Origin of the sequence: Protofrankia sp. Cj3, from assembly GCF_917627355.1 — a bacterium.
Taxonomy (GTDB): domain Bacteria; phylum Actinomycetota; class Actinomycetes; order Frankiales; family Frankiaceae; genus Protofrankia.
The window spans coordinates 8,502-30,765 of the sequence record NZ_CAKJTR010000038.1 but is presented as its reverse complement, the minus strand read 5'-3'; the positions used below and the strand labels follow the sequence as shown (position 1 = coordinate 30,765).

General features: G+C 64.1%; 15 protein-coding genes, 1 pseudogene and 1 riboswitch. Of the genes and pseudogenes, 1 reads left to right on the top strand and 15 read right to left on the bottom strand.

The window, feature by feature from the left end; all coding sequences use genetic code 11:
• From MJ783_RS07595 to MJ783_RS07555, 9 genes and pseudogenes are all read right to left on the bottom strand, one after another.
• Positions 1 to 1,356: pseudogene (locus tag MJ783_RS07595) on the bottom strand (cobyrinate a,c-diamide synthase); the annotation flags it as partial.
• Entirely contained in the window at positions 1,350 to 1,955 is a 606-nt protein-coding gene (gene cobO / locus MJ783_RS07590) for a cob(I)yrinic acid a,c-diamide adenosyltransferase (RefSeq protein WP_239309510.1), read from the bottom strand. The pseudogene MJ783_RS07595 and the gene cobO, both read right to left, overlap by 7 nt.
• A gap of 2 nt (positions 1,956 to 1,957) precedes the next feature.
• Complete coding sequence (locus tag MJ783_RS07585) at positions 1,958 to 4,132, bottom strand: VWA domain-containing protein (protein WP_239309508.1); 2,175 nt, start codon at positions 4,130 to 4,132, stop codon at positions 1,958 to 1,960.
• Between the two features lie 129 nt (positions 4,133 to 4,261).
• A riboswitch (cobalamin riboswitch) is annotated at positions 4,262 to 4,389 on the bottom strand.
• A gap of 161 nt (positions 4,390 to 4,550) precedes the next feature.
• The gene (locus tag MJ783_RS07580; protein WP_370651494.1) at positions 4,551 to 5,672 is read right to left on the bottom strand and encodes a DegT/DnrJ/EryC1/StrS family aminotransferase; all 1,122 of its coding nucleotides are present in this window, start codon (positions 5,670 to 5,672) and stop codon (positions 4,551 to 4,553) included.
• 86 nt (positions 5,673 to 5,758) lie between these two features.
• On the bottom strand, positions 5,759 to 7,165 hold the full coding sequence (locus MJ783_RS07575) for a hypothetical protein (RefSeq protein ID WP_239309504.1): 1,407 nt from the start codon (positions 7,163 to 7,165) through the stop codon (positions 5,759 to 5,761).
• Between the two features lie 242 nt (positions 7,166 to 7,407).
• Entirely contained in the window at positions 7,408 to 8,133 is a 726-nt protein-coding gene (locus MJ783_RS07570) for a sugar transferase (RefSeq protein WP_239309502.1), read from the bottom strand.
• Positions 8,130 to 9,506 carry a glycosyltransferase gene (locus tag MJ783_RS07565; RefSeq protein ID WP_239309501.1) on the bottom strand — a complete coding sequence of 459 codons (1,377 nt, stop codon included), beginning with the start codon at positions 9,504 to 9,506 and terminating at the stop codon, positions 8,130 to 8,132. Before MJ783_RS07565 ends, MJ783_RS07570 begins: the two co-directional genes overlap by 4 nt.
• Positions 9,503 to 10,450 carry an NAD-dependent epimerase/dehydratase family protein gene (locus MJ783_RS07560; RefSeq protein ID WP_239309499.1) on the bottom strand — a complete coding sequence of 316 codons (948 nt, stop codon included), beginning with the start codon at positions 10,448 to 10,450 and terminating at the stop codon, positions 9,503 to 9,505. Before MJ783_RS07560 ends, MJ783_RS07565 begins: the two co-directional genes overlap by 4 nt.
• Positions 10,451 to 10,596: 146 nt before the next feature.
• Entirely contained in the window at positions 10,597 to 12,147 is a 1,551-nt protein-coding gene (locus MJ783_RS07555) for a polysaccharide biosynthesis protein (protein WP_370651492.1), read from the bottom strand.
• Positions 12,148 to 12,871: 724 nt separating this feature from the next.
• Here MJ783_RS07555 and MJ783_RS07550 point away from each other — a divergent pair.
• On the top strand, positions 12,872 to 14,419 hold the full coding sequence (locus MJ783_RS07550; RefSeq protein WP_239309496.1) for a lipopolysaccharide biosynthesis protein: 1,548 nt from the start codon (positions 12,872 to 12,874) through the stop codon (positions 14,417 to 14,419).
• Between the two features lie 100 nt (positions 14,420 to 14,519).
• On the opposite strand, the gene MJ783_RS07545 is transcribed toward MJ783_RS07550, so the two are convergent.
• From MJ783_RS07545 to MJ783_RS23580, 6 genes are all read right to left on the bottom strand, one after another.
• Complete coding sequence (locus MJ783_RS07545) at positions 14,520 to 15,167, bottom strand: class I SAM-dependent methyltransferase (protein WP_370651487.1); 648 nt, start codon at positions 15,165 to 15,167, stop codon at positions 14,520 to 14,522.
• 659 nt (positions 15,168 to 15,826) lie between these two features.
• Entirely contained in the window at positions 15,827 to 16,780 is a 954-nt protein-coding gene (locus MJ783_RS07540; RefSeq protein ID WP_239309492.1) for a glycosyltransferase family 2 protein, read from the bottom strand.
• Between the two features lie 88 nt (positions 16,781 to 16,868).
• Positions 16,869 to 17,924, bottom strand: coding sequence for a glycosyltransferase family 4 protein (locus tag MJ783_RS07535; RefSeq protein ID WP_239309528.1), 1,056 nt, complete (start codon positions 17,922 to 17,924; stop codon positions 16,869 to 16,871).
• Entirely contained in the window at positions 17,917 to 19,212 is a 1,296-nt protein-coding gene (locus MJ783_RS07530; protein WP_239309489.1) for an O-antigen ligase, read from the bottom strand. Before MJ783_RS07530 ends, MJ783_RS07535 begins: the two co-directional genes overlap by 8 nt.
• Before the next feature lie 188 nt (positions 19,213 to 19,400).
• Positions 19,401 to 20,543 (bottom strand): glycosyltransferase, encoded by a 1,143-nt coding sequence (locus tag MJ783_RS07525; protein WP_239309488.1) that lies wholly within the window; start codon positions 20,541 to 20,543, stop codon positions 19,401 to 19,403.
• A 20-nt stretch (positions 20,544 to 20,563) separates the two neighbouring features.
• Complete coding sequence (locus MJ783_RS23580) at positions 20,564 to 21,304, bottom strand: phosphatase PAP2 family protein (RefSeq protein ID WP_370651484.1); 741 nt, start codon at positions 21,302 to 21,304, stop codon at positions 20,564 to 20,566.
• Between the last annotated feature and the right edge of the window lie 960 nt (positions 21,305 to 22,264).

Sequence of the window (22,264 nt, the reverse complement as noted above, 5' to 3'; positions counted from 1 at the left end):
TCGGCCTTCGACACGCCATGCCGGCCGTGCGGCCCCGGTGCGGGCGGTTTCGCGGGCAGCCAGCACCGCTGTGCGGTGGAACTCGTGCGCGGTCACTGGGGTACCGGCGTTGGCAATCGGGCTGTCGCAGGCGGCCACGGCCCGTCGATAACCAAGGGTGAGCCGGGGGCTCATCGCGGTGTCGGCGTCGAGCACCCCGCACATCGGATGCCCGTCCAGGGAACGGGCGAGGTACAGCAGGCCCGCGCACTCGGCGACGACCGGCGCGCCCCGGTCCGCCAGCGCCGCCACGTCGGCGCGCAGGGTCGTGTTCGCGGCGAGCGCGGATGCGTGTTCCTCGGGGAAGCCACCACCGATGATCAGCCCGTCGCAGCCGCTCGGCAGGGCCTCGTCACGCAGCGGGTCGACAGTGATCACCTCGGCTCCCGCGGCCAGCAGCAACTCGACCTGTTCGGCGTAGCCAAAGGTGAACGCCGGCCCGCCCGTGACCGCGATCCGCGCCGGCCGGTCCGACGCCGACGCCGGTGCCGGTGCCGGTGCCGCGGTGGGGATCACGGTGGGGATGGTGGTGGCCGGCGACCAGGGCCGCACGCGCAGCGGCGGTGCTGACCGGGCGAGCGCGAGTACGGCATCAAGATCGAATGATGCGGTAGCCAGCGCGCCGAGCGCGCCGACAGCCTCGGCCGCGGCCGGTGCCCGCTCGGCCGCGGGCATGAGCCCGAGATGCCGGGATGGCACCGCGGCCCGATCATCGCGGCGCGCGACGCCCAGCACGGCGATACCGAGACCGGCGACCGCGTCCCGCAGCAGCCGTTCGTGACCGGCCGAGCCCACCCGGTTGAACACCACCCCGCCCAGGCGCACCCGGTCGTCCCAAGTGGCGAAGCCGTGCACGGTGGCGGCCACCGAGCGGCCCACGGCGGACGCGTCGAGCACCAGCACGACCGGGGCGTCGAGAAGGCGGGCCACATGGGCGGCCGAGGCGAAGTCGGTGGGCTGGCAGGGTCCGGGCAGTGACACCCCGTCGAACAGGCCCATCACGCCCTCGACGATGGCGAGGTCGGCGCCGTGGGCGCCGTGGGCGAACAGCGGCGCGATCCGGTGCTCCCCGCAGAGGACGGCGTCGAGGTTGCGGCCGGGGCGTCCGCTGGCGACGGCGTGGTAGGTCGGGTCGATGTAGTCCGGCCCGACCTTGTGCGGGGAGACCCGCAGGCCGCGGGCGGTGAACGCGGCCATCAGCCCGGTCGCCACGGTGGTCTTGCCGGCACCGCTCGCCGGGGCGGCGATCACCAGCCGTGGGATCACCAGTTGTGGGATCACCGGCTGGGGCGGGCGCAGGCCCGGGGCGGTCACCATTCGATCCCCCGCTGGCCTTTTTGCCCGGCGTCCATCGGATGCTTCACTTTGGTCATCTCGGTGACCAGGTCGGCGGCGTCGACCAGCGCGGGCGGCGCGGCGCGGCCGGTCACCACGACATGCTGGCGTCCCGGGCGGGTACGCAGCACCTCGACGACTTCGTCGGTGTCGATCCATCCCCAGGTCAGCGGGTAGGTCAGCTCGTCGAGGACGTAGAGCTGGTAGGTCTGCGCGGCGATGTCCCGACGGATCTGCGCCCAGCCCTCGCGGGCGGCCTCGGCTGGTTCTGCCGTGGGGTCGATCCGGCGTTGTACCCAGCTCCAGCCCTCGCCCATCTTGTGCCAGGTGACGGCGCCGCCCTCGCCGGTCGCGGCCAGGGCGCGCAGCGCCCGTTCCTCTCCGATCCGCCATTTCGCGGACTTGACGAACTGGAACACCCCGACATCCCAGCCCTGTGCCCAGCCCCGCAGCGCGAGCCCGAACGCCGCGGTCGACTTTCCCTTGCCATCGCCGGTATGGATGATCAATAGCGCCCGGTCCCGGCGCGTTCGGGTGGTCAGGCCGTCGTCGGGCACGACGCTGGGCTGTCCCTGTGGCATGTCTAGGCGGCCTTCCGCGGATCGGCTCTCCGCGGGCCAGCCGTACCCCTGGCCGCGCGGCTGGCCGTCTGGTGAGCCGTAGCCGTCTGGTAAGCAGTGGCTGACAGGGCGTCGATCGGGATGGCCGTGCCGCCCAGCGCGGTCGCGAGGCGTCCGGCCAGGCCCAGGCGGACATGGCCGCTCTCGCAGTCGACGACGACGCTCGCCACGCCGGTGCGGGCCAGCGTCCGCGCGGCCGCGATCGGATCCGGGCCCGCGGTGGCACGGCCGTCGGTGACGACGATCAACAACGGCCGCCGGTGCGGGTCACGGCGGCGTTCGGTAGCGAGGAGCTCGCCCGCACGGGTAAGCCCGGCCGTGAGCGGGGTACGACCGCCGGTCGGCAGGGACGCGAGCCGTGCCGCGCCGACCTCCACGCTGGACGTCGGGGGAAGGACGAGATCGGCGCGGGAACCCCTAAATATGATCATTCCGATCCGGTCGCGACGCTGATAGGCGTCCAGCAACAGGGACAGCACGGCGCCGGTGACCGTACGCATCCGGGCACGGGCGGCCATCGAACCACTGGCGTCCACCACGAACAGGACGAGATTGCCCTCGCGTCCCTGGCGGACCGCCCCGCGCCGGTCAGCGGGACACAGCACGAGCCCTGGGCCGGTACGTCCACGAGCGTGCTGCCAGGGCGCGGCCGCTCGCAGGGTTGCCGGCAGGTGCAGGCCGGGCGCGTCCGGGGAGGTGGTGACGACCGCACCGCGGGAGGTACGGGCGCGTGCGCGCCGGCCGGCCGCGCCCGCAAGCGTCCCGGTGCCGGGGACCTCCAGGCGGCGCGGGCGAAACGACGGGCCAGGACTGCCGGCGCGACGGTGCGCCCGCGCCGCGCCACCGCCGGGTTCGGGCCCGCTGGGGCCCCCATCCCCGCGTTCCCCATCCCCACCTCCGGCGCCGCTGCCTTCCGCGGGACGCGGGGATGGGACGACGTCCGCTCCGGCCGCCTGTTCCGCTGTCGTTCCCGGCCCGCTCGGTGCCGGCCCCCTGCCGCCGCCTCCGCGACCGCCGTCTCCCCCGCCGCCGGTGGGCGGGGCCGGGTCTGGATCTGTGCCTGTGCCTGGGTCGGCGGGTGGCGCTCCGGCGTGCGCCCGCGCATCGTCCTTGGCACGCGCCTTGTCCTCGCAGGCCTCGTCCAACGCCTGGACGAGGGTTTCCTCATCCAGGCCGGGCGCGTCGAACGGGCCGCGGCGGCACCGGTGCGGCAGTGCCAGGAGGGCGGCGCGGCGGACGTCGTCGGTGTCGACGGTCACCCGGCCCTCCCACGCGGCCAGCGCCATCGCGGTGCGGGCCACGACCACGTCCGCGCGCATGCCGTCCACGTCGAACGCGGCGCAGACCGCGGTGACCTGACGCAGGACGGGATCGGGCAGCCCGACACCAGGTAGCCGTTCACGAGCGGTGAGGATTTTTGCCGCGAGTGTGGCCTCCTCATCGATCCACCTGGCGGCGAAAGCGGCCGGGTCGGCGTCGTAGGCCAGCCGGCGGCGCACCACGTCGGCCCGCACCTGTGGCTGGCGGCTGGCGGCTACCTCGACGGTCAGCCCGAAGCGGTCCAGCAGCTGTGGGCGCAGCTCCCCCTCCTCGGGGTTCATCGTCCCGACCAGCAGAAAGCGGGCGGCATGGCGAACGGACACCCCGTCGCGTTCGACGTGGGCCACGCCGAGCGCGGCCGCGTCCAACAGGAGGTCGACGAGATGGTCGTGCAGGAGGTTGACCTCGTCGACGTAGAGCACGCCCCGATGGGCGGCGGCGAGCAGCCCGGGGCGCAGCGCGGTGACGCCTTCGGCGAGCGCCCGGTCGAGGTCGATCGCCCCGGTGACCCTGTCCTCGGAGGCGCCGACCGGCAGCTCCACCAGACGTGCCGCACGGGTGGTCGGCCGGGCCTCAGGTGGATGTGGCCCGTCGGGGCAGTCGGGCTCGGGCGCGCCCGGGTCGCAGGAGAACCGGCAGCCGGTCACCACGTTCACGGGCGGGAGCAGCACGGCAAGACCCCGTACCGCTGTGGACTTGGCGGTGCCCTTCTCCCCGCGGACGAGCACTCCGCCGATCGCTGGTGACACCGCGTTGAGCAGGAGCGCGAGCCGCAGGTCGTCCATGCCCACAACCGCGGACAGTGGGTAGGCCGTCATGGTGCCCGGTGCCGCGGTGCGCCGGATCGTGCACCGAGTCGTGTGCTGATCACCGGGTCATAAGCGTGCGTGGGCATACCACACTCCCCCCTCGGGTTTCCTCGCCCTCGGTAACGGTGCGGACGGCCGGAGTATCCTGACTTCCGGATCAGCGCTTCCTCTCGGCCTTCCAACCGCTGTCGCGGCCGTGACGTACGGTGAGAGGTTGCTCCCCGGTGACAGTGGCGGGACCGCGCCGGACTCCCACCGGCTTCCTCCACTGCTGTCGCGCTCCCCAGCATGACACACCGACCCACCCGCGGGCCCGCCTTCGCCGCTGCCCGAATCCAGCGCCCTGGACCGGGCGGGAAGGGCGGAGGCAGCGCGGCCACGGATGATGATCCGATAATCGGAACCACGTGACGGACGCAGGGGTGGGTCAGCCCGCCTGCCGGGCGATCCGCGTGAGTGCCGCGCACACCCGTTCTACGTCGTCATCTGCCAGAGCCGGGTGAAGCGGCAGCGAGAGAAGTTGGGGAGAGATCCGGTCAGCCACTGGGAGGCAGGCACAGGCATCATCACCGAGCAGCCTTCGGAAATAGGGATGCTGATGGACTGGTATGAAATGCACCGAGGTGCCGATGCCGTTCTCGGCAAGTATCTCGATCGTGGTGTTCCGGTCGACGCCGAATTCCGGTAGGATACGGACTACATAAAGATGCCAGGCATGTCGGCCGGATTCGGGCCGCGGTGGCAGTGCAATTCCCGGTACTGCCGTGAGCAGCGCGTCGTAGCGTGCCGCTACCGCTGCCCGGCACCGCTGCCAACGATCGAGGTGGCGCAGTTGGGCGCGACCGATCGCGGCCTGGATGTCGGTGAAGTTGGCTTTGAGACCGCGGTCTTCGACGCTGTATTGCCAGGAGCCTCCGGGCAGGTAGCGCCGCCACGCATCCTGATTCATCCCGTGCAGCCGCATGCGGCGTAGCCTGGACGCCAACTGCGGATCCCCGGTTGTTATGGCTCCGCCTTCGCCGATAGGTAGGGCCTTGGTGGCATAGAAGCTGAAGCAGGTCGCTCCGGACAGAGAGCCGACCGGTTGCATGCCGACGGCAGCGCCGAGGCCGTGTGCGGCGTCTTCGATGACCGAGCCGGTTTTCAGCCCGGCGGCCTCAGCCAGTGACGTCACGTTGGCGGGGTAGCCCGCCATGTGCTGTATGATCATTGCGGCGGCGCCTGAGCGGGCGGCGGCAGCGACACCTTCGGGCGAGACCGTCAGGGTTTCCTCATCCACGTCAACAAGAACCGGCCGCAGACCAGCGTGCACGATGGCGTGTACCGCCCCGCAGAAGGTCAAAGTCGGGGTAAGAACCTTGGCGCCAGTCGGTAGTCCGAGCGCCAGCAGAGCGAGTTCGACTGCCGCTGTACAGGAGCTGACAGCCACTGCTTCAGGTGCGCCGACCCAGGAAGCGAATTCCTTCTCGAAGCTGACGGTCTCCGGGCCGGCCGTTACCCATCCGCTGGCCAGCACGCAAACGGCCGCCTGCTGCGCCTCCTCGGTTATTTCGGTGCTGGCGAAGGGAACCCGACCGTCGGTGTCTGTCTGCCTGGACCGACGAGGTGTCCGGTGTACGCCGGGTGCGAGGGATATCATCGCTGTTCGGCTCCACGACGAACGGCGGGTGTCTCGATGACTCCGAGCAACGGCCATCCGGTTGTAGCCAACAAGTTCTTGACCGGCGCGACCCGCGACCTGGGCACGGACCCTGTATGGGTCACGACGAGCCCGGCCGACGGGATGGGTTCGTCGGTAAGTGCGGCCAGGTTGCGGACACGCACCAGTTGTTCCGCGTGGGCGTGCGGGCTTACCACCGGGGCGACGTCGTCAGCGCCCTGGCCGTTGAGATCAGCCGCTGGTGGACCGGAAGTGGCACGGGCCGCATCCCGGTCTCCCCGCTTGGCAGGCCCGCTCCGGGCTCCCTGTTGCATTGTTTCGACCATTTCTTTTTCCTTTATGCCTGTTATGTCCGTCATCCGTATGCTTGGTTCCACACTGGCCGTGTCAGACGGCGGTCTGCCGGCAAGCGCAGCGTTCAACCGGACCGCAAGCTCGGCAAGATCATCATCGGGGCGCATAGCGGTGAGTACGACTGTGTCAACACCGGATCGGTGGGCAGCCGTGCGCAGGGAGAACGGAAGGCCCGCCGCTGGAAAAAGTCGGCCGTCGCGGCGCGATACCCGGCCGAGCAGTGGGCAGGCCAGCAGCCGGGCCAACCTGCGCGCGTCGGGCACGGTGGGTCTGACCATCTCCACGGTCGTGGCAAGGACAACGCCCCCCAAGAAGCCGAGCAGGCCTGCGATCGCGAGGTGCCGGGCTAGTGGAGTCTGCCGGGATGCGACACGTTGTGCAGGGTCGACAATCTCCGTGTGTGGGATATTAGCCGCGTTTGTGGCGAGTTGTGCGTGTTGTGCGGTGAAGCCCCCGATCTCACGGTCCAGCTCGGCTTGCTGGGCTAGCAGCTGCTGTTGCTCGGTACCCGACGGCAGGCCTCCCAGCTTGGCTGCGACGTCCGCCCGGCGTATGGTCAGCGCGTCGACCTGTCGATCGATCGCGGCCAGGATAGTGGGAAGCCCGCCGAGTTGTGCGTCGTTGCGTGTCTGGGCCAGTTGTTCGGCGAGTGATTGAGTGATTGGCCCGACAGCGCTGCCGTCGCTGTCAGTAACTTCGATTTCGACTATCGATGATGTACCAAGACTGTGCACGGAGATATCCCGAATCAGTGAATTGACGTCACGATCGATGTGTGCTTGTTTAAGCGCGGCGGACACAAGGGACCGGCTCGTAACGCGTGCGCGCGCCTCGCTGACGACGGCCGCAGCTTCTGTCGCGTCGCTTGGCTCCTTCTGAGCGAGGACAACCCGGGCTGCGGCGCGAAAACGCGGGCCGTCGGCCGGGCGGGCAACCAGCACGCCAAGCACGAGCGCAATTACCACGCTGGTGGTGATCAGCCACCAGTACTGACGTAGAATGCGGGCCGCTGCCTCGTCGACTTCCACCAATCCTCCAATCCTTCTTGACTTTACGACCTCAACGCTCTTCTCCTCCTTTCGAAGTCGCTGTCTGAGAACTCGCCCTTATTTTGCGCTGACGACCAGGGTAAAAAGAGCCGTGCCAATACGCATCGGGCTGCCGGCCCGCTGGTCCTACGTCTGCTGTATGAGGCTGCCATCCAGCAACACCGGCACCACGATCAACCGGGTCGTGCGGAGCACGTTGTGTGGCCGCCCGTGCGCTTTCATCAGCGGAGTGGACGGAGCGGCCGGCCGGCGAGGTGCCGGGCGGTGTCCCAGAGCATCCGCATGGTCCGTCTGAGGGTCGGCTGGCGCAGATACCATTCGTCCAGCGCGACCCGCTGGGGGAGCAGATAACAGAGGTAGTAATACTCGATGTCAATGATCCCGGGCGGCAGCTGGGTCCGGTCACGGCAGCGGGTCTGGCAGGGCCCCGTCAGGCCGGGTCTGTGGTTGAAAATCCACCGATATTCCACGGGATAACGCCTTGCCAGCACCAACGTTTCTGGACGGGGGCCGACGAGCGTCATCTGGCCACGCAGCACGTTGACCAGCTGTGGCAGCTCGTCGAGGCTCGTCCGCCGCAGGAATGCCCCGACGCGGGTGACGCGGGGGTCGCTGAGAGCGGTGATTTCTGGGCCACTGCGATCCACCCGCATTGTGCGCAATTTGTAGAGCATGAAGCGGTGCCCACCCTGCCCCACGCGAACCTGGCGATAGAGAGAAGGACCAGGGCAGTCGATACGGACGACGATCATTGCTGTTACCAGCAGTGGCCAGAGCAACACCAGCGCCATCACGGACACCACCACGTCCAGGATGCGCCGAGCGGTACTCGGCGGGATTCCCGGTCCCGCCGATGCCAGCTCGTCCACCCCGTATCTCTCGCCACCGGTTGTCCGTTGAAATTCAGCGGTGCTAGCAGCCGGGTCGACGTCAGGCGGTCGTCTCATTCGGGTGTCCACATTGATTGTCGCTTCCGTTCTGGGAGCGCCGTGGTGCTGACGAGCTTCGTCATGGGGAGATGGTGCTGACGGGGTCCCCACGAATGCCGCGGCTGATCGAGCGGTACGGATTCGAATCCGAGGAGCCTGGTGTACGTTTCATCGAGGGTTGTACACATTCTGTGCCGAGTGAATAGTTCTCGCACATAAGCCCGTGCCTGTGTTCCCATGCGTTCGGCTTCCAGCGGGTGGTCGAGCAGCCAGCACACACACTCGGCGAGAGTTTCGGGTTTTCTTGGACGGGCGAGGATACCGGTCGCGCCGGGCGCGACAAGATCGAAGATGCCGTCCACCGCGGTGGCGACCACGGCTCGACCGGAGGCCATCGCCTCCGTTACTGACCGTCCGACGCCTTCATACAGTGAACTCACGACGAACACGTCGAAGGCTGATGCGATCCGGGCAGCGTCGGAACGGAAGCCGGTGAACAGAATGTCTACTCGGAGGCGGCTGGCCAGAGTACGAGCTTCGGCTGCCTGCTCCCCATCGCCGACCATCACGAACCGAACGCCAGGCCGGCGGGCCGCCACCAATGCAGCCATCCGGACGAAGTCGAGTGGGGCTTTCTGCGGGTCGAGCCGAGTGACTGTTCCCACGACCGGGAACCCGTCTGGGATTCCGAGATCGGCCCGCACGGTCTGATCGGTGTCGTGAGGTATATCGTCGAGATCGACGGCTGACGGGACCACCTCCACCCGCCCCGGCGCCGCGATCCGAGCCAGGACAGAGTCGCGTGCTACGGATGGTGAGACAGCGACAAAGCCGTGGGTTGCCGACCGTAGGGCGCGCTCGAGAAAGGAAAAGGTCTGGAGGAAGCCGGAAATCTGGAGAGCAGCCGGCATGACTTCGCGTGGCCGTGAGCAGGAGGCGTCCGGCTGCGGCCACCACGGTTCACGGCCGTGCAGCGTGTAGATAACCACCGGCGAACGGCACAGCCGCGCAGCGAGCCGGCCAAGGAAGGCGCCCTTCGCCGAATGGGTGTGCACGATACCGAATCGCTCCCGGCGTATCAGCCTGACCAGGCGGACCAGTACCAAAAGGTCTGCGGCCAGCGCCATCTCACGGCGGAGCTGGGGAATACGGACAGTCCGGATCCCCGCACGTTCGGCTCGTTCCCACAGCGGACTGGTTTCCGGTCCGGCAATCCATACTTCGTAGCGGTGTCGATCCATTCCGATCGCTGACAGCAGTGTGTTGGCACCCGCTCCCGCTTCGAAGCGGGTGATTACATGCAGGACCTTGATACGAACCGGCGGCGGGCTTGCGGGGATCTGCTCAGGATCCACGACGGGCGGCGGGGCAGGAAGCCAGCGGGCATTCATCCGATCAGCACCTTCTCAGCAGACCTGTCCCAGGCGACCATCGCGGCCAGTCCTTCAGGCAGCGATGTCCGCGGCCGGTATCCGAAATTTGCGGTGGCGACCGACGTGTCGGCGGCAGTGTGGCGGATGTCGCCTGGGACTCGGCGACCGCGGTGAACAGCGACGTTGTCGCAAAGCCCTTCAACGATTTCAATGACATTGTTCAGTGAGGTACGAGATCCGCCACCGATATTCGCAATCCCGCACCATGGGGACTTGGCTGCGTCCTGCATTGCGTTCACGACATCGTCGACAAAAGTGAAATCGCGGGTCTGTCCGCCGTCCCCGAAGATCTCGAACTTGGTGCCGGAAAGAGCCGCATGGATAAGCCGCGCGAATGCCATATCCGGCCGTTGCCGTGGTCCATATACGCTGAAGAGGCGCAACGAGACAATCGGGACGTTGAAGTTCTGGTTGTACGCCTCGCACAGATGTTCCGCTGCCAGCTTTGTCACACCGTAGGGCGAAAAAGGCTGGGCTGAGAGCGTTTCCGGTGTCGGATATTTCTCACTGTGGCCGTACACGGACGAGCTGGAGGCGTAGACCAGCTTACGTATCTGACGACCGCGGCAGGCCTCCAGCAGACGCTGGGTGGCGACGATGTTATGACGCACATAGAAATCGAATTCTGGTCCCCACGATGTGCGTACTCCAGGCTGTCCGGCCAGATGAAATACCGTGTCGACGCCAGTGACAAAGGATGTCAACGGCACCTCGGCGAGATCCGCCTCCACGAGCCTGAAGCCGGGATGTCTACGCAGTCGTGCAACATTTTTTTCTTTACTCGCCCGGGAGTAGTAGCCGGTGAAGGCGTCCAGCCCCCGCACGCTGTTCCCCGCATCGAGTAGCGCCTCGCACAAATGCGACCCGATGAACCCGGCGGCGCCTGTCACCAATGTTTCCATGTCATCCTCTCCCACCCGGGCTCCCAACCCGACGGATTATGTGATCGTAAGCGGTTGGCCATCACACCATCTCTGTCGGTGGCCGACGGCCGCGCAATATGCTTCTCAAAGCCACGCGTGTGGGAACATGCGCATCAGAATGTTTATCAGAAATCGTCTGCGTAAGGCGCCGCAAGCGCGGCGGAGAATTCGTGCGTGTCGGTCGATGCGGGGACGTAGCTGGGCAGCAGGCAACTGAGCAGCTGGCGTACCCTTCGTGAATCGTCGGCTGCGGACGCCGCGTACAGTTCCTCGAGCCGGACAGCGAAATTGTCGGGCAATTCCTCTGATCGGGTCGCCCAAATCGCCGGATCCGACGTGGGTAGCCGCTGCTCACTTTTACTGAACAGGGTCTCGTGCAGTTTCTCGCCGGGCCGGAGCCCAGTATACTGAATGCGGATGTCCGGCCGGTGCAGTTGCCCCGCATAGTTGTGGACAAGGTCCACGATGCGGACCGGTTCGCCCATGTCAAGGACGAATGTTTCACCACATTCCGCCAATGACACCGCTGTGAGGACCAGCCCGACCGCCTCCTCCGCCGTCATGAAAAAACGGGTGACCTCAGGGTGTGTTATGGTTACCGGCCCACCAGTTCCGATTTGGTCGGCTACGACGTTCAGAAATGACCCGCGGCTGCCGAGGACGTTGCCGAAGCGGACCGTGCAGGCGCTCACTACGCCCTCCGCGTTTGCCTGGACAATCATCTCGGCCAGTCGTTTGGTCGCACCAAGTACCGATCTCGGGTCAGCGGCCTTGTCCGTCGAGATGAGTACGAACCGTTCGGTGTGGTGCTCACAGGCTGCCTGCATGAGATGATGTGTGCCGAGAACGTTGGACTTCGTTCCCTCACAGGGATGCCGCTCCAGCAAGGGAAGGTGCTTGTGCGCCGCCGCGTGAAATACGACTTCCGGTCGGATCGACCGGAAAACATGATGAATTCGTTCCGCGTCCCGGATATCGGCGATAATCAGGTCATCGGTGTCCAGGAGCGCATCTCCGTCGAGCTGGAGCTGCAGACTATGCAGGTTTGATTCGTCGTGGTCGAGCATGTGTACGGACATGGGCTCGTAATTGCGTAGCTGCCGGCACAACTCACTGCCGATGGAACCTCCCGCTCCGGTGACCAGAACCCGCTTCCCAGCAATCGCCGTTCGCCCTGTCGGTTGCAGAACCTGCCGTTCCTTGCGGCATAGCAGGGCGCCCAGGTCCGGATGGCGCAGGTCGGTCGCGAAGGCGTCACGTTCGACTGCGGCAAGAAAGGACGGCAGGTAGCGGACACGTACGCCGGTCGCTGCCACCTCGCGGGTCAAAGCACGGAGCCGATCAGACGGCAGTGACGGAATGGCAATGAGAACGGCGTCGATCCGCTGTTCGATGACGATCCGCCGGACATCGGCGAGACCACCAAATATGGGAAGACGGGCAACCGGCCGCGTGGCGGGTGTATCGTCGAGTAGGCCGACCGGCTGCAGCCCGTAGTCTGGTACCCGGCGAAGGTCCCGGATGAGAGTCCGACCAGCTGCGCCGGCACCGACCACCAGGGTACGAAGCCCCTGTTGTGAGGAAGCGGGGCGACCAAGAAAACCTTGTCGGCCTTCTACAGGCGTGCACTTATGCTTCTTTTCGTCATTTTCTCGAGGCTGCGGGCCCCAATGCACTGACAGGGGCCCGCGTCCAAATGCCATAAGGCCTCGCATCCTATATATCCTTTCGTCTCCCAGGACTGTTCCATTCAGGCTGACTAAACCGCGCCTCGTAGGATGTGGGCGAGGAGGCTATGTCAATGCGACATGGATTCCACTTGACTCCATCATGATTTCCATTTATCTGGATCTTTTTTGCAGGTCGAACACGTTGCTGATTTACGCTATGTGTTGACCGAGCGGCACCGCCTCCGGATCAGGGGGGAATTCTTCTACTGCCGTTGCATGAGCCAGCGCGCCGGAATCTCAAGTGTCAGCGCTGACGACAGCGAAGCGTCGAAGGCGCGGGCACGGTGAGTTAGCAGTCGATCTCATGATCATAAATATGTGGCAGTTGCCTGCGCCGCTTGTTATCCTGGATGGAAAGTGATCAGTGCCCCCATCATGATTAACGATCCTCGACTAGTCATAATGTCAGGTTGTGCGTTACTGTCTGGTAGGTATTTTCGTTCGGAAAGCCACCGGTACAGAGCAGGCTGGACAGGCCGCATTTACCGGAGCCTACTGACACATGAACATGAGCGAGTGGCAGATTCTCGATCATGTGGCTTGGTCGGAAACATGATCAGCGCGAGGTCGTACCAGCTGATCTGTTATGCATCAGCTGGGGATTCAGGTCGAGATACCGAGCTGGTGGGCCTGAGAATATTCATGATTTGTTGTCGTGGCAGGAGGTGCAGTGCACAAACATCCTCACCATTGGCGCCGATCTCTCTCGCTGATACCGCGGTCAGGTACTCGGCTCTCGTCGAACATCGGTCTCAATGGACTTGCGCAGGCCTGTCCCCTTATTACAAATATTATCCTGACTCCGTACCTTATCGGCGTGCTGGGACCTGACGGTTTTGGGATCTGGTCTCTGCTGTTCGTCCTGATCGCCACGTTAACGACCTTGGACGGCGGCGTCGGCGCATCGCTCACCCGGTTCTATGCGGTGCACGCCGCCCGTGACGACCGTGTGGGTTCCACCCGATTGCTCATTGGATCTCTATGCGTTTTCCTCGTGGCCGGTCTAGTGATCACATCCGTAGCCTTGGCGTTCGCTCCAGCTGTCGTGAGTCGTCTGCACATGGCGCCCTCACTGCGGATGCAGACGACTGACATGCTCGGTTGGCTCGGTCCGCTCGTCACGCTGGCCCTGGCAAGCGACTCGGCTGAGGCGCTGTTGCAGGCCAATGGCCGCTTCCTGTCGTTGGCCAACATCACCGTCGCCAGCTCGGCTATATACGTAGTCGGTGTTGTACTTTTCACTCAGAGCGGCGACCCCTTCATTGCGCTCGTCCCCGTTACCGCGGCCAGATATTTGGTTATTCTCCTGGGCGGGCTCTTTGCGGCTGCCCGGCACCTGCGGCTTGAACGTCCTCTGTTGCCCGCCAAACCTGTCAGGCGAGAATTCTTTCATTACGCGACCCGAATGCAGGCCTCATCGCTCACATCTTTCTTTAATGGTGAACTCGATGCCTTCGTCATTGGCGCGCTGCTACCCATACGTTATGTTGGAATCTACGCTGCGGGCTATCAGGTGGCGTCCGCGCTGCGAAGCCTGCCGCTCTATGCTTTCCCACCTATCCTGACACGCATGACCGAAGCGTACGCACGAGGTGGGATGGACGGCGCCGTCGGCGCGTTCCAGGCGCTGCAGTCCCGATGGCTGCCTGCCGTGTTCGGTTACGGTGCTGTGGCGACAGCCGCGGCCAGCTTTGGTGTCCAGATCTGGCTTGGCCCACACTACCTCCTGGGCGGGCTCGTCGCCGCGGTACTGATGGCTGGTTACAGCGTGCACGTGGGTCTCACCGGTATGCGTACCTGCTTTGTTCGCGCGGTCGGTCAGCCCGGTCTTGAGACTCGCTACTCAGTAGTAACTATGGTGCTCAATATGATCTTGACGGTACCGCTTGCGCTGCTTTTCGGCATGGTCGGCGTGGTTTCCGCCACCGCTGCCGCGCTCATCCTCGCCTCTCTGTACTTCATGCGGCTGTGTCGGCGACTGGCAGGCCTGCGTGAGGATTCGCTTCCTCGACAGTGGTTTGCCACGATATCGGTCGCCGCACTCCTGACTGTGACGGGCGAAATATTCGTAGCCGCTACACCATGGCGCGGAATGCTAGGTCTGGGAATGGCAGGCATACCGGCACTGCTCGGCCTCGGAGTTCTGTGTGGACGGACCGTCCGCCGGGGCCTGGCGCCGTTAGCCGCCTATTATGGCTCACATAACGATCATATTTAGTGACGGGATCGACCATCCCACGCGAAGCCGTGCCGATATAGAGCGCCAGGTCGCGACCAGCAACATCACTCTTCCACGCTACCCGAGATGCATGCTGGTGTCACGACACCCACTGTGCTCCCCGATACCCGGCGACCGCCTCACGTGGACTGATGGCATGGTCGGACTTGCGGCCTAGGAAGAAGACCGCTGACGCCGTATCGACGGCGAACGGATCGGGAACCGCGGCGTCAAGCAGACGGAGCCACCAAAGCAGCAGTCGAAATACTCGTCCCAGCCACGCTCGACGGAACACGCTGCGGACGAGGTGATCGACCGTCCACAACAGCTGTGTGCCGGGGCCCGCAACCACTCCTCGGTCCACCTCGGTAAACCTTCGGAACAGCCATCTATGTCCGGACTCGGTAAAACGGGTGAAATCGTAAGCACCGGCGTGCACCTGCTGGAGGAAAGGCGTCTCCGCGTATACGAGCCCGTTCGGACTGAGCACTCGATGCATTTCGTTCACAGCCTGCCATGGATCCAGCACATGCTCGAGGACGGCCTGCACCACAATCGCGTCGACACTGCAGTCCGCCAGTGGGATCTGGTGCGTGTCGGCAACAAACTGGGTGTGGTCGCTGGCGAAGATGTCGAACGCGAGCAGCCGCAGCGAACGGTCGCGGTACAAGCCTTCCACTCCGTTGCCGACCGTGCCTCCTCCGATTACGAGAACGAGTGGTGAATGTCCGTCCAGTAGTCCACACATGCGAGTGATGTTGTGCTGCGCGACGCGGTTCCTCGGCCGTATCAGGCCACGCAGCCACGTTGCCCAACCGCCCATGGCGGGGGACACAGGCGGTATGTCCACCGCTTGTGTCACGCCCGTTCGAGATATCACGCTGCGCTCGAAGTCCACAAGAATCGGCCAGCGCCGCACCCATGGAAATGCGGTGGCGTGGTATGGGCAGCTGTCTCGCGTGCAGGACAGACCAGACATGGCTTCGATGCCGGAAATTTCCGTGACGTTCGTATCGACAAGTGCGGCACCGCAACGGGGACAGGCAAGAAGCGATCTTATCTCGTTAAGCGTGATCAGTCCCACTTCGGGCCCCCTGAGCCTGCTGCTACATCGGCGCGTCCCCACAAACCCGTCGAAGGGAGCTACGTCCGCGCCGACATCTGGGAGACAGCCTGTCCGGTCCTATGCGCTGCGCCTTGTCGAGTCGACAGCAATGGTCTCACCGTTCATCGGAACGCGCCCGTCGCCCACCGCGATCAATATCAAGGTTAGTGGCGTTAAGGTGAACCAGTCGCTGATACCGAAGGACCACGGGTGTTCGACGATCGATACAGTGCGGATGGGAGGAAGAAGGCGGTAGGTCACGACAAAATTTCTTGCCAGAGATTTTCAGTATATCCGCACAATTACGGAAAAAGGGTGGCATTCTGGGTATGATTATGGCGGGCCAGGTAGCGTAGGTAACGGATGTATGCGGCTCTGGCATCACGGAACTGCTCCCAGTCGCGGGATGCTGCTGCGCGAATACAGCGAGCTGGGAACTCGACCATGACGTTCAGTACAATCAGGGTAATCCTGGCAGCCCATGACCAGTGCCGGTAAGCGAACTCCGTGCGGCTACGCAGCGAATGGAACAGCCGGGCGGCAACAACCTGTTCCGAGCTGATATTCTCCGCGTGAAAGACGACCGCTTCGCGCAGATGATAGGAGATCCAGCCGAGCTGCCGTGCGCGCAGCGAGAAGTCGACTTCCTCGTAGTAGAGAAAGTAACCTTCATCGAATCCGAAAAGTTTCTGAAAAAGCGGCCGGCGGACGAAGAAGAATGCACCGATGACCTGGTCAACCGGGCCGCTTGTTTTTTGATCATCGAACTGATGGCGAGGGAAAAGGCGAGGCGCTACTTGGTCCAGCCCCGTCATTCTGCCTGTTATTCCACGGAGAGTCGGGAACCGCGCGAACGATGATGCTGGGTTTCCCGACGCATTCACGACCTGTGCGCCACAGATGCCTATTCTGCTGCCTGCGCAGTTTTCCAGAAAAGCAACGGCCGCCGACAGCGCGCTGGGAAAAACCTGTGTGTCTGGATTTAGGAAGAGCACATAGTCGCCGCTGCCGAGCGCAGCACCCTGGTTGCACGCGGCAGCGAATCCGACGTTACTTCTATTCACAACAACCGTTAACGGCGCCGCAAGCCGCGGTAGATCCTGTGTGGAGCCATCCGAGCTCGCGTTGTCAACGACGATGACATGCCCGAGCCGCCAACCGTTTCGCTGTGCTACTACCAGTGATTGAATACAGTTCCGAAGGTAGTGACCGGTATTCCAGTTGACAATAACGATGTCGACAGTTGGGATGTGCATGGGTATCTGGTCGCCCGCGGTGGGTGGCTGCGGTGTCATGGCGAAATCAATAGAGGACGATGAGCTTCCTTCAGGCAGAATACATCCATTATGCTAGACCGACCGCCTCACGCCACGGAGTGAACCAGGCATCATAGGAAAAGCGCTCCCCGACCATCTGCCGGGCTCGCCTACTGCACGCCAATCGGCTGCTGCCAGACAAGGTGATAAGGCCGAGGAGCGCCTCAATCCATTCGTCCGTGTTCGTTGGTGCCGGCATTCCTGCGAGCCGCAGGACATCCCGATTGGCACCCACCGGACTGGCCACGGCAGGGGTACCCGCAGCGAGGTACTGTAGTAACTTATAGGCGCATTTACCCCGAGCGTAGGGCTCGTCGTACAGGGGCATGAGCCCGATATCGAAGCGCGCGATCTCATGCCGCTGCGCCTGTTCCGACCATGGTGCCCGGTCGATGACCCGCTCCAGCGCGCCGAGGCGCTCTCCAGCCGCGCCCACCAGTGTCAGCTTCGCGCCTGTACGCCTGTGGACCTCGTGCAGCGCTGGGGCGATCAGGCGCAGGTGACGCTCGGTGGACACGGAGCCGATCCAACCCAGTCGCGGCGGGTCTCGAACCTCGTAGTCTGTTTTGGAATCGTAAGCATTCAGGGAGACACAGCTCGGAATGACCCGGACGTCCCGGTTGTATGTGGACGCCCACTCTGCCAGCAGCGAGTTGCCTGCGAGTACGCGGTCGGCAGCCCGCACGGCGGCTAGCGTCTTCGCCGCTTTCGGGGCATATCGCCGGTATAGTGCACCTTTGCCGGTGTCCCACTGCAACGCGTCGTCGAAGTCGTATACTGCGAGGTCCGCGCCATTGAATAGGCGTTGCTCGAGCCAGCCGCGGCTCAATGGGGATGCCTCACGGTGTAGTAACAGCCGTGACGGGCAACTGCCGGCTATATCGTATAGCTGACATTCCGCAATGGCAACCCGCACCGGATGTCGCAGCAGGTACCGCGGGCTGGAATTGTGGTGCCCCAGGTAGGTGTGCACGACCGAAGACAGTCGGCTGCGGTCCATGCGGTCTAGCCACTCCAGCACACGCACCCGTGAGCTGCCCGCACCCCGTCCATACGGGGTCACCGCGTGCAGTACGTCAGCCATCACCTGTGCCTCCCTTGCTGATCGCTGTGGCTCGCTCATGAAATACTGTGCGGACAGTTCCGACTGTTGTGGATACCACTGCTTCTGCTCCTGATGGTGTCTGTACTTCGACTGCTCGGACCAAACCGACAGCAAGCCCCAGACTCAGATAGAACAGCACTCGCAGCACCGTGCCCTCGAAGCTCGACTCGGTTACGAAAATCAGCAGCTGGGCGAGTAGTGTGAATCCGAGTATACGCCGCACCGGGCTGGGTGGGTCGGTTGCGAAAAAGAAGCGAGCAAGCCCTAGCATGCTGCCAATTACGAGTAGCCCAAGCGGCAGCCCGAAGGCGAGAAGCTGCTGCAGATAGGTATTATGGACACCGTTCGCAAGCTGTTGGTTGCTACCTGGAATGGCTCCGGCACCGTAACCCAGTAGAGGACGCTCAGTTATATAATGGTACGCCAGCTCAAAGCGCGAGCCGCGTTCGGCGACGTTGACTGTGCTTGCGCGGTCACCTAAAAACAGATGCGTGTCCGGGTTGAGCTCGTAGAGCAGCGCCGCCGCGACCAGCAGAAGCGAGACAGCGGCGAAAACAGTACTGCCAACGCGGGCAGACCGGCCAGGACGGCCGTACTGTGGCATCGGACGAGTAAGAATCGCCGCGGCAGCGGTAATGAGCAGCGCGAGCAGCACGCCACGAGAGAATGTCAGGATAATTGCGGCGAGCCCAAGCGCCCCAACTCTGGCCGACCGCCCGTCCCGGTATCTCGTCCCACACCAGAGCAACGGAATAACAAGAGCGGTGAGTGCGGTCGCGAGGTTGTTCGACCTGCCAAGGAACGGATGCGACAAGCGGGTGTAGTAGGAGATATAATCACCGGAGCTTTGGGACAGACCTGGTTCCTGAGGAGCGAAACCGGGGACCTTCAGCAGCAACAGTACGACGGGTACGAGCAGGAATACCAGGTACCACCGCATGAGTCGTAGCACCCGCGTCATGGTCAGATGATTCGTGCATCTGACCATATAGAGATATACAATGATTCCTTCTATATTGATCAGTACAGCCTTGCCTGTCCTGGCAAGGTCCTGCGACCATGTAGCGGACAGCACGGTCACGAGCAATGGGATGCAGAGCAGCTGGAATATGGGCGTATAGCCTATATTGACCGTCCTGTGCGAAGCCGTCTCGATATAGAGCACCAGCCCGGCGAGCAACAGCACCACATCGAGAACGGCTATCGACCCAAGCACGGGAATGCCGTAGATCCGGACTGGAGCCGCTGCCGCCAGCAACACCAGCATGACACCTATACTTGTACGTCCCCTCACGGCCATCGGCTTTCACTCCGTACTTACGTTTCCCTCGAGGCATTACCCACTACGCCAGCTACCGCAACACGGACGAAGTCCGGCACACGCATCAGGTCGGGACCAAGGCCCGCTCGGTTTGAGCACGCGATACACATGGCGCATAACCTGGCGAATCCGCGTCAGAAGTGGCCACAATGGGCTTGCCGGCTCCCTCGGTTCGGCGCGGCGGTATAGACATCGAGTAAAGTGTTTCCCAATGCCTGCGCGCTGTAACGGTCGTCGATCTGGGCGCGCGCTGCTGCTGCCATCCGGGCGGCCTCTTCTGGCCGGTCGAGCAGGTGTCCGAGGGCGTCGGCGAGTAGGTCGGGGCGCTGCGGCGGTACGAGCAATCCGGTTTCACCCGGGCGAACCACATCCGGCACGGAGTTGACCGCTGTCGCCACCACTGGAATCCCGCAGATCATGGCCTCGACGATCGCCACTGGCAACCCTTCGTACCGGCTCGGCAGGGCGAACACGTCGAACGCTGGCAGCAAGCGCGGCACGTCTGCCCGCTCGCCCGCCAAGACGATGCGCGCTCCGGGCAGGGCCCGTCGGATCCGTTCCTGTAGCCGCTCGGCGAGTTCGCCGCCGCCTACCCAGATCCCAATCACGTCGAGCCGGCGCATCAACTCGAGTGCGGTGACGAAGTTCTCCGGCGCCTTCTGGTAAGACACCCGCCCGACCATGCCAACCACGAGTGCGGTGTTCGGCAGACCGAGCGCTCGCCGGGCGTGGTCACGTGTCTGCGGTGACCGGATCACCGCGCCGGTGTCTATCGGAACACCGATCGTGCGCATCCGTTCGGGTCGGATCAGCCCACGCCGCACCGCCTCCACCGACACCGCCGTGCCGACACACAGCGCGGTGTCGGTGATCTGGCCAAGGCAGCGTTCGACCTGCACGTAGGCCTCTCGGCGCACCCGCGACTGGAACTCGTGGAACGGGAAACCGTGGAAGGTGTGCACGATTTTTGCCACGTCGGTATGGCTCGCGGCCATCCGCCCCACCACGCCCGCCTTGGCGCTGTGGGTATGTACCACATCGAACCGCCGCCGCGCGAAGAGCGCGCTGAGGTGGCACAGCGCCCGCGCATCGTCCCTGGGTGCGATCGGGGAGCATAGCGAGGGCTCTACGATCACCTCGAGTCCCGCTGCGGCGGCCTCGTCAAGGAGCCGGCCGCCGCTGCCCGTGACGATCGTCACCTCGACGGCTTCCGGTCTCAGCGCACGTGCTCCGCCCAGGGCCACCGCCCCGGCGCCGTCCTGCATGCGGGTGATCACAGTGGCCACCCGGAGTCGCGTCACGGGTACACCGCCGGGGAGTGTTCGCCCGGTTCAGCCGTACCTTGCTGGACCGGGCCAGGGCGGGAACGGTGGCGACCAAGCAGTGCTGGTCGTCGTCCGAGACTTCCTCCAGGTGACCCGTATCCTGCCCAGGAACGCAAGCCGCTGCTCCTGGCTTTCGCTCGCGGTGCGCGAAAGTCGAGAAGACGGGCGAGCGTGAGAATCACGGCCACTGCGACAGCAATACCTCCAAGGATGTCTGTTGCGTAATGCGCTTGAAGTATGACGAGCGCTATACCTACGCCCGCGCCGTAGGTTATTGCGATCAGCAAGAATGCCGCTCTCGCCGGCCAAACAATTCGAAAGCCCAGTGCGGAAGTAGGCAGAAATAGTACTGCAAGGAGCACTGCTACACTCACCGCCCCAGTCGTGTGTCCGCTGGGAAATGCCAGGTCGCCGTCGAACCGACGACCGACAAGTGGTTTAAGGAGCCACTCCGCGAGGGCGCCCGCCAGATGCGGTCCGAAGAAGCACAGCAATGCTGCCCGGCCGGCGCGTATGGCCCCGCAGAGTAAAGCGAGCGATACTGAGGCGACCAGGACGGAAACCGGCGCACCAAGGCATGCGATGATTCTGAACAGGTTCTGATCATGCGCAAATCGATGGGCAAGCCGAGACTGCACCGAAGCGTCGAACCATGTTGGACCGCTCGTACCGGCGAGTTTCCAGGACAAAACTCCGAGTCCGAGCAAAGCCATGAGCGAAACTCTCGACGGCCAGCTCCTCCACCGTGGTGGAAGGATCGCGCCAGCGTTGGCACGCGATCTGATCCACTTGTCGATGTGAGCGCGGCTGCCTGCCATCACCGATCAACCCGATTCCATGTCTTTTCACCTGATATGGGACTTAATTCGGCTAGGCTACGAGAACAGTCGGTGACGGAGCGGACTGGCCGTCAGGAACAAGCGCGAGTCGCGGCCTTCGATGTATGTGCGCGGGAGGTTGTGATGCCCGCGCCAGGCGGCCCGAACCGTTCGAGAGGCCCCGTGAGTACATCGTTGTGGTACTCGATGACCGAGCGATACTCCAGCGCGAGCGGCACTTCACACGTTGTTGCAGATGCACATTGACCGACCCCTCGGTAAGGTTCTGTGGCACGAAGGTTCTGTGGCACGTTTGTCCATGAGATGGTTACCGTAAAGCGATAAGGCGGCTGTCCGCGTCCCCCGCGTGCATTAATCTTCCCTACGGTGGATGCAGGGATGATCGTTTCATGGGGTAAATGCCCGGATTTCGACGACAGCTTTCCGCGACAATGGCGATAGCAACCGCCTGCGCGGGCTGTCGGCTCCGCGTCCGGCGCGCCGAGCTGCCCGCGGCGAGCTTCACCCTCGCTACCTGAACAGATCGAAAACGGTCTATTCGGCAGAAATCGTCCTAAGGACGCAAAGCTATTGATGAAGTGTGAAACTCGGATCGTGGCAGCTGGTGGCAGCAACGGTCGTCGGCACTAGCCCGCCTGTGCCGTACGCGGGATACCGACGGGGTATGGGGGTAGGGATTGGTCTCGTAGGGGACGCATGCCTGGGGGGGACGATGGCTGAGGCAATGGCGCGGGCCGAGCGCGATCAGTCGAGCGTCGCGAGAACGCCAGAGCATCAGCACCAACAGCAGGCGCCGGTTGGTGAGGTCGGCGAGTGGTGCCACGACCTTCGGCA